General features: G+C 59.1%; 13 protein-coding genes. 1 reads left to right on the top strand and 12 read right to left on the bottom strand.

The genetic code is table 11. From position 1 onward, the window contains the following. Positions 1 to 19: 19 nt before the first annotated feature. The 3 genes from abgT to ACJ8MK_RS20675 all read right to left on the bottom strand — a co-directional run bounded on the left by abgT (position 20) and on the right by ACJ8MK_RS20675 (position 4,411). Complete coding sequence (abgT, locus tag ACJ8MK_RS20665; protein WP_028127596.1) at positions 20 to 1,546, bottom strand: p-aminobenzoyl-glutamate transporter; 1,527 nt, start codon at positions 1,544 to 1,546, stop codon at positions 20 to 22. Between the two features lie 100 nt (positions 1,547 to 1,646). Then, positions 1,647 to 3,098, bottom strand: coding sequence for a M20 family metallopeptidase (locus tag ACJ8MK_RS20670; RefSeq protein ID WP_126191993.1), 1,452 nt, complete (start codon positions 3,096 to 3,098; stop codon positions 1,647 to 1,649). Next, on the bottom strand, positions 3,095 to 4,411 hold the full coding sequence (locus ACJ8MK_RS20675) for a M20 family metallo-hydrolase (RefSeq protein WP_103774276.1): 1,317 nt from the start codon (positions 4,409 to 4,411) through the stop codon (positions 3,095 to 3,097). The genes ACJ8MK_RS20670 and ACJ8MK_RS20675 overlap by 4 nt, the downstream gene beginning before the upstream one ends. A 272-nt stretch (positions 4,412 to 4,683) precedes the next feature. On the opposite strand from ACJ8MK_RS20675, the gene ACJ8MK_RS20680 reads away from it, so the two are divergent. Continuing rightward, positions 4,684 to 5,580, top strand: coding sequence for a LysR family transcriptional regulator (locus ACJ8MK_RS20680; RefSeq protein ID WP_025304273.1), 897 nt, complete (start codon positions 4,684 to 4,686; stop codon positions 5,578 to 5,580). A gap of 27 nt (positions 5,581 to 5,607) precedes the next feature. Here the strand turns inward: ACJ8MK_RS20680 and ACJ8MK_RS20685 are convergent, their stop codons facing one another. The 9 genes from ACJ8MK_RS20685 to ACJ8MK_RS20725 all read right to left on the bottom strand — a co-directional run bounded on the left by ACJ8MK_RS20685 (position 5,608) and on the right by ACJ8MK_RS20725 (position 16,693). Next, positions 5,608 to 7,731 (bottom strand): TonB-dependent receptor family protein, encoded by a 2,124-nt coding sequence (locus ACJ8MK_RS20685; RefSeq protein ID WP_103774277.1) that lies wholly within the window; start codon positions 7,729 to 7,731, stop codon positions 5,608 to 5,610. A 160-nt stretch (positions 7,732 to 7,891) separates the two neighbouring features. Then, positions 7,892 to 9,028, bottom strand: a complete 1,137-nt coding sequence (locus ACJ8MK_RS20690; protein ID WP_033655227.1) for an ABC transporter substrate-binding protein — start codon at positions 9,026 to 9,028, stop codon at positions 7,892 to 7,894. Positions 9,029 to 9,114: 86 nt separating this feature from the next. Then, positions 9,115 to 11,262 carry a phosphocholine-specific phospholipase C gene (locus ACJ8MK_RS20695; RefSeq protein ID WP_442518024.1) on the bottom strand — a complete coding sequence of 716 codons (2,148 nt, stop codon included), beginning with the start codon at positions 11,260 to 11,262 and terminating at the stop codon, positions 9,115 to 9,117. Between the two features lie 123 nt (positions 11,263 to 11,385). After that, positions 11,386 to 12,225 (bottom strand): NADPH-dependent 7-cyano-7-deazaguanine reductase QueF, encoded by an 840-nt coding sequence (gene queF, locus ACJ8MK_RS20700; RefSeq protein WP_033649092.1) that lies wholly within the window; start codon positions 12,223 to 12,225, stop codon positions 11,386 to 11,388. Further along, complete coding sequence (locus ACJ8MK_RS20705; RefSeq protein ID WP_004937338.1) at positions 12,203 to 13,099, bottom strand: queuosine precursor transporter; 897 nt, start codon at positions 13,097 to 13,099, stop codon at positions 12,203 to 12,205. The genes queF and ACJ8MK_RS20705 overlap by 23 nt, the downstream gene beginning before the upstream one ends. Continuing rightward, positions 13,100 to 13,714, bottom strand: a complete 615-nt coding sequence (locus ACJ8MK_RS20710) for a helix-turn-helix domain-containing protein (RefSeq protein ID WP_033636033.1) — start codon at positions 13,712 to 13,714, stop codon at positions 13,100 to 13,102. It lies immediately after the preceding gene. Between the two features lie 529 nt (positions 13,715 to 14,243). Continuing rightward, positions 14,244 to 15,545, bottom strand: a complete 1,302-nt coding sequence (locus ACJ8MK_RS20715; RefSeq protein ID WP_033649111.1) for a cytosine permease — start codon at positions 15,543 to 15,545, stop codon at positions 14,244 to 14,246. A 20-nt stretch (positions 15,546 to 15,565) separates the two neighbouring features. Beyond that, positions 15,566 to 16,255 carry a helix-turn-helix transcriptional regulator gene (locus ACJ8MK_RS20720; protein ID WP_060422946.1) on the bottom strand — a complete coding sequence of 230 codons (690 nt, stop codon included), beginning with the start codon at positions 16,253 to 16,255 and terminating at the stop codon, positions 15,566 to 15,568. Positions 16,256 to 16,282: 27 nt separating this feature from the next. Continuing rightward, positions 16,283 to 16,693 carry a GNAT family N-acetyltransferase gene (locus tag ACJ8MK_RS20725; RefSeq protein ID WP_004937348.1) on the bottom strand — a complete coding sequence of 137 codons (411 nt, stop codon included), beginning with the start codon at positions 16,691 to 16,693 and terminating at the stop codon, positions 16,283 to 16,285. Between the last annotated feature and the right edge of the window lie 371 nt (positions 16,694 to 17,064).

A 17,064-nucleotide genomic window follows, 5' to 3' on the forward strand; every position in this document is an offset into this window, starting at 1 on the left:
GGCGAGGTAGCGGGGCGGTTTAGCCCAGTTTCGGATACACGCCCGGGCCGATTGGCAACCCAAGCGCATACCAAACCAGCAGCAGCAAAATCCACACGCTGAAGAACACCACAGGATAGGGCAGGATCAGCACGTAATAAGTGCCGAGCTGCGCGTCTTTGCGGTAGCGCTGCAGGAAGCCGAGGAACAGCGGCAGGAACGGCGACATCGGCGCCAGCGGCAGCACCGCAGAGTCGGCGATGCGAAAGATCATCTGGGCGAACGCCGGGTGGAAACCGAGCAGCATAAACATCGGCACGAAGATCGGCGCCAAAATTGACCAGATCGCCGAGCCGCTGGCGATGAACATGCACAGGAAGGCGGAGAGGAACATCAGGCCGAGAAATGCCGGCGCGCCACTCATGCCGGCGGCTTCCAGCATATCGGTCAGGCCGACGGCCATAAACTTGCCCATGTTGCTCCAGTTAAAGAACGCCACGAACTGCGACAGCGGAAACACCATCACGATAAAACCCGCCATGCTTTTCATCGGATCGAGCAAGTGGTGGGGAATGTCATCCGGCCGCCGGATCTGTTTGGTGACTACGCCATAGGTAATGGCGACGGTGAAGAAGAACAGGATGATGATCGGCACAATGCCCTTGATGAACGGAGAAGGGATCACCGAACCGGTGTTCGGGTCACGCAGCGGCGCGGCCTCCGGCACCACCAGAGCGGCGATGATGGCGATAAACACCAGCGCGGCGATGCCGCTCATCATCAGCCCCCGGTTTTGCAACGGGGTCAGCGCTGCGATTTTGTCTTCGGCGCCGCCTTGCCACTTCGGCAGCCGGGGCTCGATAAACTTGTCGGTGAGCAGCGCGCCGGCGATGGTCAGCACGATCACGGAGGTGGCCATAAAGTACCAGTTGTCGATTACGCTAACGTGAACCGCGCCATCCACCGCTTTGGTGGCTTCGGTGCTGATGCCGGAAAGCAATACGTCGGTGGTGACGATCAACAGGTTGGCGGTAAAGCCGGAGGCGACGCCGGCGATCGCCGCCAGCAGTCCGGCTATCGGGTGGCGGCCCACCGCCACAAACATCAGCGCGCCAAGGGGCGGCATCACCACCAGCGCGGCGTCCGACGAGATATGGCTGAAGAAGGCGATAAACAGCACCATATAACTGGCGTAGCGGGCGCTGACGCGCGAGGCCATTTTGTACATCAGCGCCTGCAGCAGGCCGACCTTTTCCGCCAGGCCGGCGCCTATCACCAGCGCCAAAATAGCCCCCAGCGGCGCAAAGCTGCTGAAGTTATGGATGATGTTGGGAAATATCCACTGCATGCCCGCCACGCTCATCAGGTTATTGACCTTGATGAGCTCGCCGGTGGCCGGATTTTTCACCGCCACGTCGAGCCAGGAAAACAGCGCGGTGGCCAGCATAAGCACCAGGATCAAATAGACGAACAGTAAAAACGGATTGGGGATCTTATTGCCGATGCGTTCCACCCAGTAAAAAACGCGTCCGGGGCTTTTATTGATTGGCGTTGTGGCCTCACTCATGATTTTACCCTCTGTGTTTGCTCTGTTGTGTGATTGTTATTATTTGATTTATTTATAATTATGCTTAGTGGCCCGGTTCTCCGGGCCCTGTCTGTTCATGCTATTTCAATGGGGAGGGTTTCACCCCCTGCGGGATTGGGCAGCGGTACGGCTGTTCGGCGCGCCGGCGTTCAAACTCGCTGCGGCAGCGCGCCAGCAGAGCGCTGTCGCTCAGCAGATCGATGGCGGTCGCCGCCATCACCTTGCCGGCCAGGCACATACCCTTATGGGCGATAGCGGTGCGGCCCTGCGCCACCAGTTGCCAGGTGTGCAGAGGGGTGCCGAGTGCGAAACAGGGGCTAAAGCATTGGGCAGTCGGCGCCACCCAGCTTACGTCGCCAACGTCGGTAGAACCGTACAGCAGGTCGTCGGATTCCACATAAGGAGCGACCTCGTCCATCAGCACCTTTTCTCCCAGCAACTGCACCCACTCGCGCCCGGCTGCGCCGCCGGTGCGGGCAATGTTGAGTTTGGCGTTGCGCAGATCGTCGCGACTCAGCGTCTGGCGGATTTCCTCGGCGAAGCGGCGTTCGGCGTCGCTGTACTCGGGCAGACCGAAATCACACAGGTTTTGATACATCGCGCGTTCCAGGCTGCGGTTCGGCACATAGTTGGAGCAGGCCTTGTCGAAGCGCACTTCCATCTGGGTGTCAGTCATCAGCGCTGCGCCCTTGGCGATGTTAATCACCCGTTGGTAAATGTCCTGCGCCTGGTCGAGCTGCGGCGCGCGGATCAGGTACAACACCTCGGCGTCGGCCTGCACCACGTTGGGGGAGCTACCGCCGGTGTTGGTGACCGCGTAGTGCAGCCGCGCTTCTTGCACGATATGTTCGCGCAGGAAGTTGGCGCCGGTATTCATCAGCGTCACCGCGTCCAGCGCGCTGCGCCCCAGGTGCGGCGAGTTGGCGGCATGGGCGGCGACGCCCTTGAAGTGAAACGCCGCCTGAATGTTGGCCAGCGTACTGGTATTGAACATGCCGCTGAAGCCTTCCGGGTGCCAGGTGAGGGCGGCGTCGACGTCGTCAAACAGGCCTTCGCGCACCATAAAGGTTTTGCCGGAGCCGCCTTCTTCGCCCGGACAACCGTAGAAGCGCAGGGTGCCGGTCAGCCGGTTTTGCTGCATCCACGCCTTGGCGGCGAAGGCGCCCGCCAGCGCCGCGGTGCCCAGCAGGTTGTGGCCACAGCCATGGCCGTTGCCGTTTTCCACCAGCGGCTGCGGCGTGGCGCGGCCCGCCTGCTGGCTCAGCCCGGCCAGCGCGTCGTACTCGCCCAGCAGCGCGATGACCGGGTGGCCGCTGCCGTAGCTGGCGATAAACGCCGTCTCGATGTCGCCCACGCCGCGTTCGACCGAGAAACCTTCCTGCTCCAGCGCATCGGCCAGCAACGTGGCGGAATAGGTCTCGTTGAAGCGCGTTTCCGGGTGGTCCCAAATCGCGTCGCTCAGCGCGCTGAAGCGGGGCCGGCGTTGGTCAATGTAGTCGTCGATAAATGCCTGCAGTGCTGAGTTGCTCATGCTTCGCTCCCGAATGTCGGCAGGTTCAGCGCCAGCGATGCCAGCGTTTTCACCGCCACCGCCATCACCTGCTCGTTGAAGTCGAATTTTTCGTTATGGTGCCCGGCGCTCAGCTCGGTGCCGAAAATGACGTATGAGGCCTGGCCGCCGCGGGATTTCACCCGCTCCATCATGTAGGTGGCGTCTTCTGAACCCGCAGCCTGTTCGCGGCGATCGACCACCGAGGTCAGCTCGGTTACCTGCTGTGCCTGGCGGCGGATGTAATCCACCCACGGTTGGGTTGGTTTGCTGCTCTGCGCAGCGCCCATCAGCGCGATGTCGCAGGCGACGCCGTGCATCTTGGCTGCGCCTTCGATGGCGTTCAGCGCCTGCTGATAGACGAACGCGTTGATCTCATTGGTGGCGCCGCGCGTTTCCACCTTCATAAACGCCCGATCGGCGATCACGTTGCGGCCGGTGCCGGCCTGCAGCACGCCGACATTGATGCGCGTGCTGCCTTCGCTGTGGCGCGGGATGGCGTAAAGCCCCAGCGCAGCCTGGGCCGCTGCCAGCAGAGCGTTGCGACCGTCTTCCGGCCTGGCGCCGGCGTGGGAGGCGACGCCGCGGAAGGTGACGTCCAGCTTGCTGGTGGCCATAAAGCTGTCGCTGCCGCACACCAGCTCACCGGCCGGCACGCCGGTGCCGATATGCACCGCGGTGAAGAAATCGACGTCGTCCACCACGCCGGCCTCCACCATCGATTTTGCGCCGCGGGTGCCTTCTTCCGCCGGCTGGAAGATCAGTTTGACGGTGCCGCTAAGCTGGGACTCCAGGCTTTTGAAGACGTGCGCCAGCCCCAGGCCGATGGTGGTATGGCCGTCATGACCGCATGCATGCATCATGCCGCTGTTGCAAGAGGCGAAGCCTTCACGGAACGGCAGGTGTTCGGGTTCCAGCAATTCGTTGAGATCGAGGGCGTCCATATCCACGCGGTAGGCGATGGTTGGGCCGGGGCGGCCGGTATCGAGCGTTGCGACGATGCCGGCGAAGCCGCCGGAAAAGTGCGGCAACCATTTTTCCAACGCCCCCTGATTGCGGGCGCGCTGTTCCTGCGCTTCCAGCTCATCGGACGAAGGCAGCCCCATGCGAGACTCTGCCTTGATGACCTCGCGGCCCAGCTGCAGGCGATAACCCAGCCGATCGAGTTCTTCCGCCACCAGGGTAGCGGTGCGGAACTCAAACCAGCCGGACTCGGCATAGCGATGGAAGTCGCGGCGCCAGGCCTGCAATTGCGGGTACAAATCGGCCACCAACATCGAAAGCGAATTAGTCATAGTGATATCTCATAAGTTATCGCGCGCTGGATCGCTCCAGGCAGCAGTTATGCTCTGAACTGAAATCAGACGGTGAAGTTATTGCAAAGAAAAAGGTGTATTTGGTTACTAACTGCCGTGAATGGCGCTTATTGGCGCAGAAAATGCGCTTAATTAAGCGAAATAAGAATTTGGTTATTTATTATGTTTTTTCCGAATGTACACAATGGAATCTGGCTAAATAAGATGCCAATATCTTGCTATTGATAAATAACGGTTATCGCCTTTCGCCTATGCCAGCCTCGATAAAATTGCACCAATTGCGTGCATTTGTGGACGTTAGCCGCCAGGGCAGCATCCGCGCCGCCAGCCGCACCTCACGCCTTTCCCAGCCTGCACTGACCAAGGCCATTCAGGAGCTGGAAGAGGTGCTGGGCGCCAAGTTGTTTATTCGCCGTAGCCAGGGTGTGGTCTTGACCGACTGCGGCGATAACTTTTTCCAGCATGCCAGTCTGATCCTTGAAGAGCTGCGGGTGGCGCAGGAAGATATCCAGCAGCGGCTGGGGTTGGCGGGCGGCACGGTGAATATCGGCGTCGGTGGCAGCATTGCGCGCACCGTGATGCCGCAGGTGGTGACCCAGTTTCATCGTGAGTATCCCAACGTGAAGGTGCGCATCGTCGAGGGGCAGCTGGTATCGATGATCCCTGAACTGCGCCAGGGCGAGCTGGATTTTACCGTCAATACCTACTATCCCAGCAGCCTCGACAACGAGTTGCAGTACGAACGGCTGATGGAAAAAGAGTATCGGGTGGTGGTGCGCAAAGGGCATCCGATGGAGGGGGCGACCTCGCTGAAACAGCTGCAGCACTGCGACTGGACCATGCCGACACCGAAAGGCAGTTATTACCGGTTATTGCACGATCTGTTCGGGGACTTGGGCATGGCGCCGTCGATCAGCGTGACCTGCGAGACCTTTATGGCTTGTACCAGCCTGGTGGCGCAGAGCGATTTTGTTAGCATTCTGTCGGTGGACGTGATTTCGGATCCGATTCTGGGCAAGCATTTGGTGCCGCTCGAGCTGGAAGAGAGTCTGCCGAAAGCGACGTTTTATCTTATCCAACGCAAGGACACCACTTTGACGCCGATGGGCGCGCACCTGGCGCGCCTGTTTCGCCTTTACTGTCGGTGATACCGAGGCCCCGGCGGGGCCTCGGTATCAGAAGGCGATCGACCCCTGCACGAAGAAGGTGCGCGGTTCGCCGACGTACTTGCCGAAGTTATTGTCGTTGGAGCGGGTGAAGTAACGCTGATCGAACAGGTTTTTCACCCCGGCGCCCAGCGTCAGGTTCGACAGCTGCGGCCCGAAGTTATATTCCCCGCGCATATTCCACACCATGTAACCGGCGATATCGCCGAACTGACCATCGGCGCTTTCCTGCGTGACGTACTCCGGCCCGGTGCCCGGCGAATGCTGTTTGGACTGCGCGTAGCCGTCCAGATTCCATACCCAGCTGCCGGTGGCGTAGCGCGTGCCGACGGTATAGACCTGGCGCGAGTAGAACGGCAGGTCTTTACCGGCGAAGTCGCCCTTATCGGTGCTGGCCTTGGTGTAGGTATAGCTGGTGTAGACGCTGGCGCCGTCGAGCGCCCGGTTCAGCTCGCTGAGATCGTAGCTGAGCGCCAGCTCGATGCCTTTGTGCTTGGTGGCGCCCATATTGGTCCAGCCTACGTCGTTGCTGATGTATTGCAGCTGGTTATCGAAGTCGATGTAGAACAGCGTGGCTTCGGCTTTGACCACGGTATCGTCGTAGCGGGTGCCGAATTCATAGGTGTGCGCTTTTTCCGCCGTCAGCCCCGGCGCCGGCTGGTTGCCGTTGCCGCCTTTGGTCAGCTGGAAATACTGCATGCTGCCGAACGAGGTGTTGGCGTTGGCGAACAGCTTCCAGGCGTCGGACAGGTGGTACATCACGTTCAAGGACGGCAGCGGTTCGCTGTAGCTTTTCTCGCGGCTGATGTTGTTGAAGGCATCGTCCACGTGGGTGCGGATGCTTTCATAACGCAGGCCCGGCGTGACCGTCCAGTTGCCGACGTTGATGGTGTCGTCGATATAGAACGCGTTGGCCGCGGTGCCGCCGGAGGTGTGCTGGTAATAGTCCGGGGTCTCCGGCGTCGAGCCGATATCCGCCGGGTTATACCAGGCCGAACGCGACGCCTTTTCATCCATGGTTTCATTCAGGTAACGGTAACCGAGGGTGATTTCGTGCGCCATATCCCAGAAGCGGAAGACCTGCGAATAGCTTGGTTCGATAGCCCAGGTTGAATAGTGACGCGGATAGGAGACCATGCGCCGCTGGCCCGCGTTTTTGCCGGTACCTTCCGATTCGATGTTGCTGCCGCGATAACTGTCGGTGAAGTAGGTCAACACTTCGAACTGTTTGTCGTCTTCCTGATGTTTGTACTTGAACGACATATCCTTGCGGCGGCCTTCGAACTGGTCCCACGGCCGCGTGGATTGGAACGGGTTTTGCGCGTATTGCGCGGCACTCAGCCCGCCCGGCATGCCGGCTTTGGCGTCGTAGTAGTGGAAATTGGCCAGCAGCTCGTCGCGATCGCTGAACGCATAACGCGTTTTCAGCATGAAATCGTCGATGTCGGTGTTGTCGTTGTTGTCGCGGTAGCCCTGACCGTGCAGGCCGGAGTAGAGCAGCTCGGCGCCGAAGCCGTTGTCTGCGGTGCCGCCCACGGAGGCGCTGGTCAGGGTCTTCAGGCCGCCGTGGCTGGCACCCTGGGTTTGTACGCTGGCGGTGCCGCCAAACGTTTTGGGAATGTCTCGGGTAACGAAGTTGATCACGCCGCCGACGTTCTGCGGCCCGTAGCGCACCGCGCCGCCGCCGCGCACCACGTCCACCGATTGCAGATTACCGATAGACAGCGGGGCCATCGACAGCTGCGGCTGGCCGTAAGGCGCGACCGCCAGCGGGACGCCGTCCATCAAAATGGTGGAGCGCGGAGAAAGACGCGAAGTCAGGCCGCGCACGCCGACGTTGAGCGAGATGTCGCTGCCGCCGGTGCCGTTGCTGTCGCGCACCTGCACGCCGGGTACGCCGCGCAGGCTGTCGGCGATGGTTTGGTCGCCCTGTTCGTGCATCTGCTGCTGGGTGACGATGGAACGCGCGCCCGGATGGTTGAGCAGCACCGAACTGGTATCAGGGTTGTCCAGCCAGTTGCCGACGACGGTCACGGTATCGGTATCGTTCTGAGATGAATTATCAGTAGCAAGGACAGGGAACGTGACGGCGATGGCAGCCGTCAGCAGGGAAAGCCGAAAAAGAGGTGACATAATAATGCCTTAAGAGTTTCAGACCCGGATGTGTTTTTTTAGAAAAGACAATCTTAATGATAATTATTGGCAAGTAAATAGAATTGTTACGGGATAGTTAAGTGGGTAACTAAATAATGAATGCGGGAAACAGAGCCCGGCTGGCGGGCCCTGGCGGGGGTTATTGCGGCGTAAGCCAGAAGACGCCGCTGTAATCCAGCGCGGTGAATTTCTGATGCACCATTTCGATATCCGCTTGCGGATCAATATCTTTAAACAGCGCCGGGTGCAGGAATTTGGCGATCGCCTCAACGGCGATAAAGTTGAGCGGCGTGTCGTAAAATTGATGGTAAATCGCCATCACGCGTTTTTCTTTCACCGCTTTCAGCACGTTAATGCCGGTGCGATCCAGCAGATGCGCCAGTTTCTTTTGGCTGGTGGCCATATCGGTAGCGTAACCCAGCGGCACCGCCAGCGTGCCGCGATGCCCGCGGCTCCAGTCGGCGCCGGTCAGCAGATAGAAATCCGGGTTGCTGCTGATCACCTGCTCGACGTTCACTTCACCGCCCATGTCTGAAAACAGCTTGCTGCCGATATTGTTGCCGCCGGCGGTATCGATGAACTGCCCGAAGCTGCCTTTGCCGAAGGTGTTGCAGCACTGTTCGCCTTTGATGCCGGCGCTGCGCTCGATGAAGACGCTGGGGCGCTGCTCCGGTTTCAGCGTGGCGACGCGCTGGCGCACCAGCTCGAGGCGCTGCTGATAGAGGCGAATAAAGGCGTCGGCGTTGGGCTGCTCGTCAAACACTTTACCCAACAGCGCCATGCTGGCGACGGTGTTGGTCAGCGGCTGCTGGCGAAAATCGATGATCAGCACCGGGATGCCGACTTTTTCCAGCTGGGTCAGTACGCCGCTGTCTTTCAATTTGCTCAGCAGACCGATGTCGAAAATGATCAGGTCCGGTTGGCGCACCACCGCGCTTTCCACGCTGAAATCACTGGTGTAGGGGTTGTCGAAGGTAGGGATTTGCATGACCTGCGGAAATTTTTTCGCATAGGCTTCAACCAGATCCGGTGCTTTGACCTTCAGCGAGTTGTCCCAGGCGATGATGTTTTTCAGCGGCTGCTGCGGGTGCAGAATATTCAGCGCCAGCAGCGCGCGGGCATCGGCCAGAATAACGCGTTTGGCCGGTTGCGGCAGGGTGACCTGACGGCCGGCGACATCGGTGACGACGATAGGCGCGGCTTGAGCGGCGCCGGCCAACAGCAAAACGCAGGCGGCCAACCAGCGGCCGGCTTTGGCGATAAGAACAGCGGGCATGAAGATCCTTGGGTAATCGGCTGGGAACGAGAACGCAATGATAAGCGATATCCTTTCGCTTTTTGAACTCCCTTGATGCCGATCGATTACCCCTGGCCCATCAGCGGGTCGCTGACGCTGTGTTCGCCATCCTCCAGCCGCCCCGCCAGGCGGCGCAGCCAGCCGTCGGTGCCTTGCAGCGTAAGGTCATACCAACCGCCGCTGGCGCGGGCGTCAAACGCTTGCTGGTGGCTGCCGCCCGCCGGCAGCGTGATAGGCCACGGCCCTTGCTGCGTGTAGGGGCAGCGTTCGAGGGTAACCGCTATCGCTTCGGTGCCCGGATTGTTCAGCTGCAGCAGCAGGCTGCGGCCCGTCGGGCGCAAACGCACCTCCGGCTGCGGCCGGCTCAGGGCGCCGCGCAGCTCGCGGTGAAAGCCGTTGGGGCCGAGCAACCACAGATGGTACTCATTCTCCGCCAGCCAGTCGTCGCTGACCGCTTTACCCGCCTCGACGGTAAAACGGCGCGGGATCTGCGTCAGATCCCGCCGATCGTAGACGTGAAACACCGCTCCCTGCTCGCCGGTATTGAACAGGTTCAGCGTCACGCGGCGCTGCTCGGCCGCGACGGTGGCTTCGACGTGCAGCTGGTACGGCAACGCGCGGGAAGGGCGTGCCAGGCGGCGTTGATGGGGCAAACGCTGGTGGGCGGGGGATGGCAGCGGCACCTGCGGCAGCTGTTCCTGGCGCAGGCGCAGGCCGTCGGCGGCGTGGCGGCTGGTGGCGGGCAGGCTCGGCAGCGCTTCGCCGTTAGGATCGACAAAGTTGAACGCCGAGGTGAGATCGCCGCACACCGCGCGGCGCCAGGCGCTGATGTTGGGTTCATGCACCTGAAAGCGCTTTTCCAAAAATTGCAGCACCGAGGTGTGATCGAAGACCTGCGAGTTGACCCAGCCGCCGCGGCTCCAGGGCGACAGCACCAGCATCGGCACCCGTGGGCCGGGGCCGTAGATGCGGCCGTCCGGCGGCGGTTGATCCTGCGAACCGGGCGGGGCCACGTGCTGGAAGATCTCGGTGTCGAACGGCACGGTCGATTTACCGGCGAAGCTGCCGTCTTCGCGCAGCGACGGCGCGGAAGGCGAAGGCATATGGTCAAAAAAGCCGTCGTTTTCGTCGTAGTTGACCAGCAGGACGGTTTTACTCCACACCTCCGGGTTGTCGGTCAGCGCGTTGAGGATCTCTTGGGTGAACCAGCCGCCCTGCACCGGGCTGGAGGGATCGGGGTGTTCCGAATAGGCCGCCGGCGCGATGATCCAGCTGACCTGCGGCAGTTTGCCCTGCTGCACGTCGGCGCGGAATCCGGCCAGCATGGCGTCCAGATCGTTGCCGTCGGCGGCCGGCAGGGTGTTGCCGTTGCCCTTGTACAGCGGCGCGGCCTCGTTGAGCGCATCGCTGTAGGGCACGAAGGCGTTGAAGTCTTTCGGCGGCCGCGCCGGATTGCCCACCTGAATGCTGGCGGCGCGGTATTGGCGAAAACCCGCCAGCGGGTTGTCGGTAAAGTTGTCCGGCAGGAATTGATACACCTTCCAGCTGACGCCGCTTGCCTCCAGCCGTTCCGGATAAGTTGTCCACTGGTAGCCAATCTCCGCCGGGCCGGGGCTGTCCCACTCGTTGACCACCACCGCCACGTCGGCGGCGGACGGGCCGTTGGTGCCGGTCCAGTGGAACAGCCGGTTGGTGTTGGTACCGGCGTGAATGGAGCAGTGATAGGCGTCGCACAGGGTAAAGGCGTTGGCCAGCGCGAACTGGAACGGCAGCTCCTGCTGGCGGTAGTAGCCCATCGAGGCCGGCGTTTTGTAGGTGGGCCAGGCGCTCATGCGGCCGTGATCCCAGGCGGCTTGCTCATCCACCCACGAGTGCGGCGTGCCGGTGACGCGCTGGGCGTTGCCGCGTTTGCTGTCCAGGTGGTAGGGCAGCACCAGCCGCTCGGCGCCCTGCTGCTGCCAGACGTGGCGATCGCCGGGCAGTGGAATGGTGAAGCGATCGCTGAAGCCGCGCACGCCAGGCAGGGTGCCGAAGTAGTGGTCGAAAGAGCGATTCTCCTGCATCAGGATCACCACGTGTTCGACGTCGCGCAGGGTGCCGGTGCGGTTATTGGCGGGAATGGCCAGCGCTTTGCGAATCGAGGCCGGCAACAGTGAGAAAGCCGATCCGATGGCGGCAGCCCGCAGGATGTCTCTGCGTGAAAGGTCAGGCATGCGTCGTTAATCTCCGTCAGTGTGCTTTGAAGATAGCCGCTGACGACGATAATGGCGAAAAATAACAGGGAGATGAATGCGAGGGAAACAATGCTCCCCGGCGGGAGCATTGGGGGATAACGCTTACTGTCTGATCAGGCGGCCGAGCGCCGGCGCCGTTTCGAAATCGCTGCGGAAGGGGTTGATGTCCAGGCCGCCGCGGCGGGTGTAGCGCGCGAACACGCTGAGTTTTTCCGGGCGGCAGCTCTGCTTGATGTCGTTGAAAATGCGCTCGACGCACTGCTCGTGGAATTCGTTGTGCTGGCGGAAGGAGATCAGGTAGCGCAGCAGGCTTTCGCGATCGATTTTGCGGCCTTCATAGCGGATCACCACGCTGCCCCAGTCCGGCTGGTTGGTGACCAGGCAGTTGGATTTCAGCAGGTTGGAAGACAGCGTCTCCGACACCGGTTCCCCTCTCTCGGCCGCGCCGCTCAGGTATTCCGGTTTGAAGGCGAAGTCGTCGACCGCGATATCCAGATCGTCGATATTGATGCCCGGCAGGCGATCGATCTGCGCCGGGTAACCTTCCAGCCCCGGATAGAGTTTGACGGTGACCTGGCCGTTGGCCGCCTGCGACAGATCTTGCTGCATGGCGGCGCTCACCTGTTCCACGCTGTCGAAGCGCGTTTGGTTGAAGCTGTTGAGATACAGCTTGAACGACTTGGATTCGATCAGGTTCGACGAGGAGTGCGGGAAGGTAAATTCGCCGATGCCTACCACCGGCTTACCCTTGGCGTTGAGCCAGGACAGCTCGAAGGCGGTCCACAGATCAAAGCCGCTGAACGGCAGCTGCCGCTCGTCCACGCCGATCAGATCGCGGCCGCGCGCGCGCGGCAAGGCTTCGAGCAATGCGGGAGCATATTGATCCGGATAATCGGAGTTGGCGCCAAGATGGGTGATCTTATCTTGCTTTTGGATATGCATATTCATTGCCCTTTGCTTGTTCGGTATTGATGTAGCGGTTAAACAGACTGCGGGTGGCGTAGATCGGCCCGACGCCCAGCAGGGCGTAAACCACCTTGATCAGGAACTGCGACAGGATCATGGTTTTGATGATGTCCCAGCTCAGCACGTTGTAGAACGCCAGCGTACAGAACACCACGCTGTCGATGGCCGAAGCCACTACGGTACTGGTGATCACGCGCACAAACAGGTAGCGGGAGTTGGTCAACTCTTTGATTTTGCAGAGCAGGTAGGAGTTGACGTTCTCGGAGATCAGATAGGCCGCCGACGAGGCCACCAGCACCGCCATGATGCTGTGTACGATGCCGTTGTAGGTCTCGCTGTACTCCCATTGCGGAATGCTCGGCACCAGCGTCGTTACCCAAACTCCCAGGACGAAGGTCAGGTTGGCGATAAACGAGATGATGATGGTGCGCCTGGCCAGCCGCAACCCGTAGAATTCGTTGAGAATGTCCACCAGAATGAACGTGAGCGGGTAGATGAAGATCGCCGGCGGCGTGATGAGATTCAGCACCGGGATTTGGATCGGCTTGACGCCGCACAGCGTTGAGAAAATATAAATCACGCTGAGCGCCACGGTAATAATCAGGTAGGCGTACCAGGATCGTTCATGGCGATCGCTGAGCTCGTAGGCGGTTTTTTGTTGGTTGTCGCCATAGAGTTTGCGGTACAGCGCCTGCAGCTCGTGCCGGCTCAGATCTTCCGATATTTCGCTGTCGGCCAGCTCATTCAGCCCCATGGTAATGGTTTTGCCGGTGGCCAATACCATGACATTGGCCGCGATGGTGCCATGCCGGGTGAAGCCCAACAGCTTGAACTTCTGATTCGGTTCCATTTATAACCTTTCTCCAACGATGTAACCCAGGAATTGCACGGTGTCCTGAGGGCGTTTGTCCATGCTTTCGCTGTCTTTGTCGTCAACCACAAAGAAGCCGCTTTTTCCCGAGTGATACAGCAAAGGCGAATCGCAAATCAGTACCGGCGGACGTTTTATGATGATGATCTCGCCGGGAATAAATGACCCTTTAATTTCGGTCTCTATTTTCATTGCCAACATGTTCGACTCATCGCCGAAGAAATAAGTCAGAGGAAACTCGGTGACCAGTTGCCCGATCTTGCGCTGCGAGACGGCCAGATAGCGCGACTGCGGGATCACCGGAATGGCGGAAGGGTTCTTGTTGCCCTCGGTGGACAGCGTCTCGTTGAGCAGCTCCAGCTTTTCCAGATCGTAGTCTTCGATCTCTTCACAGGAGACACCGAAGAAATCGGAGATCCGATTCACGGTGGATTGCTGAACGTTGTTCACTCTTCCGTCAAGAATTTTGTAGAGAGTCGTGCGCGTCAGGCCGCTGCGATTGGAAAAGGAAGCCTTGGTTTCACCGCGGGTACGCATCAGATATTCAATATTTTTAATGATGTTGATTTTGCGCTGTGCGTTGGTGGTTTTCATTGGCTGTCCTTACAAACATTACGCAGGCTTCACTATATCCTACGCACTGGCGTTGTCCAGATAAAAAGGCGCGGACGCGCGGGTAACAGGCTGATTATTGGCGGTAATTATTGTTTCTCGTCAGCCGTTTAGCGCAGTGATGTCAGCGGGGATGGCCTGCTTTCTCTGTGCGAAAGATAAAGCCGTGTAAATCAATTGATTAGGTTTTTCTTATGGAAAAGTGAACACAAAAGCCGGTTTTATGTTTACTTTTATGTTGACCAAAACCGATTTCATGGGCTACTGTTCATGCAAGCTGAAGTTTTTCTTTATGATCAAACACGGAAGCCAACAATTTTTATAATAAAAAGCCCAGAGGGGGCGTTGCCACACTCTGAGCATAATGGATAGCTTGCTACCGACACCAGGGACCCTAACTACCACGGCCGTTTGTCTACGCGATCGGCCTATTCTTTTGCACTGAATCTCCCTTTTCGAGCATCAAACACTCCCCCGTTACCGGAGGAGTGCATTAACGCGTGCGCGAAAATCAGAGCGATTTCTGTGAGGCCAGCGGTTTTTGCGCCCGGCTGAAGGCCAGTTTGAGCACCCAATACAGCAGGCTGGCGGCCACCAGAGAGTTGATGGTCGGCACGCCCCATTCGGTCGCCAGGCCAACGGCGCCGCCGACGATGCTGGCGACGATCGCCGCCCAGCCGATGGTCGGCGTTTCGCTCGGCAGCTGGCCGGTACGGCGGCTCTCGTCCAGGATCTTGCGGTGGCTGCGCAGCAGGTAATAGTCCACCAGCATGATGCCGATAATCGGCGGGAAGACCACGCCAAGCACCGTCAGGAAGTCGACAAAGCGGTCAAGAATGCCCAGCACCGACAGCGTGGTGCCAAGAATGCCGATCACCAACGTGGTGTAGGTGTACTTCAGCTTTTTGCCGGTGATGCCTTCCACCGCGTTGACGATGCCCAGCGAAGAAGAGTACAGGTTGAGATCGTTGACGCGCAGGGTGGAGAACACCACCACCAGCAAACCGGCGCCGCCGGCCGCTTGTGACATGATGGTGACCACATCGGCGGTGCCCAGGGTTTTGGCGATCAGGATCGCCAGGCCGTTCACCACGAACTCGCCGGCGATGATGGTGAAGAGCGTGACGCCGAGCACGTGCTTGCCGTTTTTGGAGTAACGAGTCAGATCGGGGGTCATCAGGCTGGCCACGATGGCGCCGCCGACGACGATGGTGATGCCGGCGCTGATGGTCAGCGGTTCACCCGGCGGCGCCAGCTGGATGATCTCCTGCAGGTTATGGCCGGAAAGCGCGGTCACCGAAATATAGGCCACCAGCATGATGAACATCGGCACCGCGATACGGGCGGCGATGCGCAGCGCCTTGAAGCCGAATGCCACCAGGATGGTCAGCAGCGTGCCCGAGAGCCCGGCGGCCAGGCCGAAGCCCAGCTTATTGCCGAGCGCGAAGTCGAGCGACTTGGCGAAAATGGCGTTCTGAATGCCGAACCAACCCAGCAGGCTGACGGCCACCACCACGCCGATCAGCACCGAGCCCAGACGGCCGAAGCCGCACCAGCGCGCCAGCAGGCTGCCGGAAATGCCTTCGCGCATGCCCGCCAGCCCCAGGCCGTAGGTCACCACGCCGAAGATCAGGCTGCCGACGAAAATGGCGGTGAAGGCGTCAATCAGCGTCATGGAGTTGCCGAGCACGGCGCCGAGCATGAACTGGTCCAGCGCGGTCAACATGCCCATATGCACGATGGCCACGCTTAAAAACGAAACTCGTTTATCCTGCGGCACCCGGGTGAGCGGATAATCTTCGATCTTTATCACGGTGAGATCTTCCTTGCGGTTCAAATAAACTGAATGCCTTTGGTTATCAGGCGATCGGGAATGTAGTTATCCAGGTTGGCGTATTTGCAGTATTCCTCAAATTGCTGCTGAGTATGCACGTTGGCCTTCTGGTAAATGTTATAAATGCGGTTTTCGATGGTCTTATTGCTGACGTTATAGATTTTGGCGATCTCTTTCACCGTAAATCGTTGCAGCATAAGGAAAATGACATCGAGTTCGGCACGGGTGAACAGCTCGTTATTGACTTCGGTGGTCAACACGCTGGGTTTTTGCTGATTGATGTATTTCAGCGGCGACAGGCTGTTCATCGGCTTGGCGTTCCAGATCACGCCAATCACCTGTTTGTCATCGTTGTACACCGGCAGCTTTTCGCTGATAAACGGCGTCAGGCTGTCTTTGCCGTACCAGTAGTGCGTTTCTATGACCGTGACCCGATCGCGCGCCGCTTCGGTCATCTTGTCATGCTCGATAAAGTCGGCGGCGGAGTCGGCCCAGTCGGCGGGGAATTCGTGGTCATATTTACCGGCGACGTCGAAATTCAGCGGCGTATTGGTATAGAGATAAGCGGCGCGGTTCATATAGAGGTGGCGGGACAGCTGATCTTTGATGCCCCAGGGTTCGCTCAGGTGCTCCATCATGGTGATGAGGCCCTTAAAATAAGATTCATTATCTTTATGCGATGAACCCATACCCACCTCTGTGCCGCTCAGGCTGCGTTACAGGCTTTTAGCCAGGTAATGGCGGGTGTGGCGATGCGCATAGTCGCCCAGCTCGCCGTAGACCCGGTAGCCCAGTTTTTCGTAGAAGCCTCTGGCCTGGAAATCGAAGGTATCGACATAGGCCATATGGCAACCGCGCTTGCGGGCTTCTTCTTCTGCCAGCTCCATCAATTGGCGGCCGTATCCGCTTTTGCGGCATTGATCGCCGACCCACAGATACTGCACTTCCAGGCCGCCCCACCAGGTGCGCGCGACCAGGCCGCCGACGATCTGCTGGTTGTCGTCGGTGACGGTCAGGAACAGCGGGTGAATGTCTACGGGCTGGGTTTTGTGATTGTGCGCCCAAAGGCTGTCGATAACGAACTCTTCATCCTGCGGGTTGGGTTTGTCGGTGATATTAATATTCATTTTTAATATAATTCCCTGATTTAATTATTCAAAACCGAACTAGGCGCTTTCGCTCCAACCGCTTCTAATATCACTTTAATTAATGTATTTCAAGGGTGGTTTTCACCCTTTTCCACCCGGTGAGCGAGCGCTTATAGTAGGCGTCACAGGGAGAAGAAAATAGTGAACAGGCGGTATTAAAACGCTGAAATGCCCTGCCAACACCATCTATTCCTACTTGCGCCTCACCAGGGCCCCACCGGGAAAACTGCAGTACTGTATGGCTCCACCGGATAGAGCAAGCTCACTTGCCGACGGGGGAGCCACTTTGTTTTTTGACGCCCCCATCCGCGATCACCCTTCACCGTCTCAGATAGTAAACACTCTTCTCA

The organism is Serratia sp. CY38905 (genome assembly GCF_052168875.1).
Taxonomy (GTDB): Bacteria; Pseudomonadota; Gammaproteobacteria; order Enterobacterales; family Enterobacteriaceae; genus Serratia; species Serratia sarumanii.

Bases quoted from the DNA above. Each gene is read 5' to 3' on its own strand.
- abgT (WP_028127596.1), bottom strand. From the start codon at position 1,546: ATGAGTGAGGCCACAACGCCAATCAATAAAAGCCCCGGACGCGTTTTT.
- ACJ8MK_RS20670 (WP_126191993.1), bottom strand. From the start codon at position 3,098: ATGAGCAACTCAGCACTGCAGGCATTTATCGACGACTACATTGACCAA.
- ACJ8MK_RS20675 (WP_103774276.1), bottom strand. From the start codon at position 4,411: ATGACTAATTCGCTTTCGATGTTGGTGGCCGATTTGTACCCGCAATTG.
- ACJ8MK_RS20680 (WP_025304273.1), top strand. From the start codon at position 4,684: ATGCCAGCCTCGATAAAATTGCACCAATTGCGTGCATTTGTGGACGTT.
- ACJ8MK_RS20685 (WP_103774277.1), bottom strand. From the start codon at position 7,731: ATGTCACCTCTTTTTCGGCTTTCCCTGCTGACGGCTGCCATCGCCGTC.
- ACJ8MK_RS20690 (WP_033655227.1), bottom strand. From the start codon at position 9,028: ATGCCCGCTGTTCTTATCGCCAAAGCCGGCCGCTGGTTGGCCGCCTGC.
- ACJ8MK_RS20695 (WP_442518024.1), bottom strand. From the start codon at position 11,262: ATGCCTGACCTTTCACGCAGAGACATCCTGCGGGCTGCCGCCATCGGA.
- queF (WP_033649092.1), bottom strand. From the start codon at position 12,225: ATGCATATCCAAAAGCAAGATAAGATCACCCATCTTGGCGCCAACTCC.
- ACJ8MK_RS20705 (WP_004937338.1), bottom strand. From the start codon at position 13,099: ATGGAACCGAATCAGAAGTTCAAGCTGTTGGGCTTCACCCGGCATGGC.
- ACJ8MK_RS20710 (WP_033636033.1), bottom strand. From the start codon at position 13,714: ATGAAAACCACCAACGCACAGCGCAAAATCAACATCATTAAAAATATT.
- ACJ8MK_RS20720 (WP_060422946.1), bottom strand. From the start codon at position 16,255: ATGGGTTCATCGCATAAAGATAATGAATCTTATTTTAAGGGCCTCATC.
- ACJ8MK_RS20725 (WP_004937348.1), bottom strand. From the start codon at position 16,693: ATGAATATTAATATCACCGACAAACCCAACCCGCAGGATGAAGAGTTC.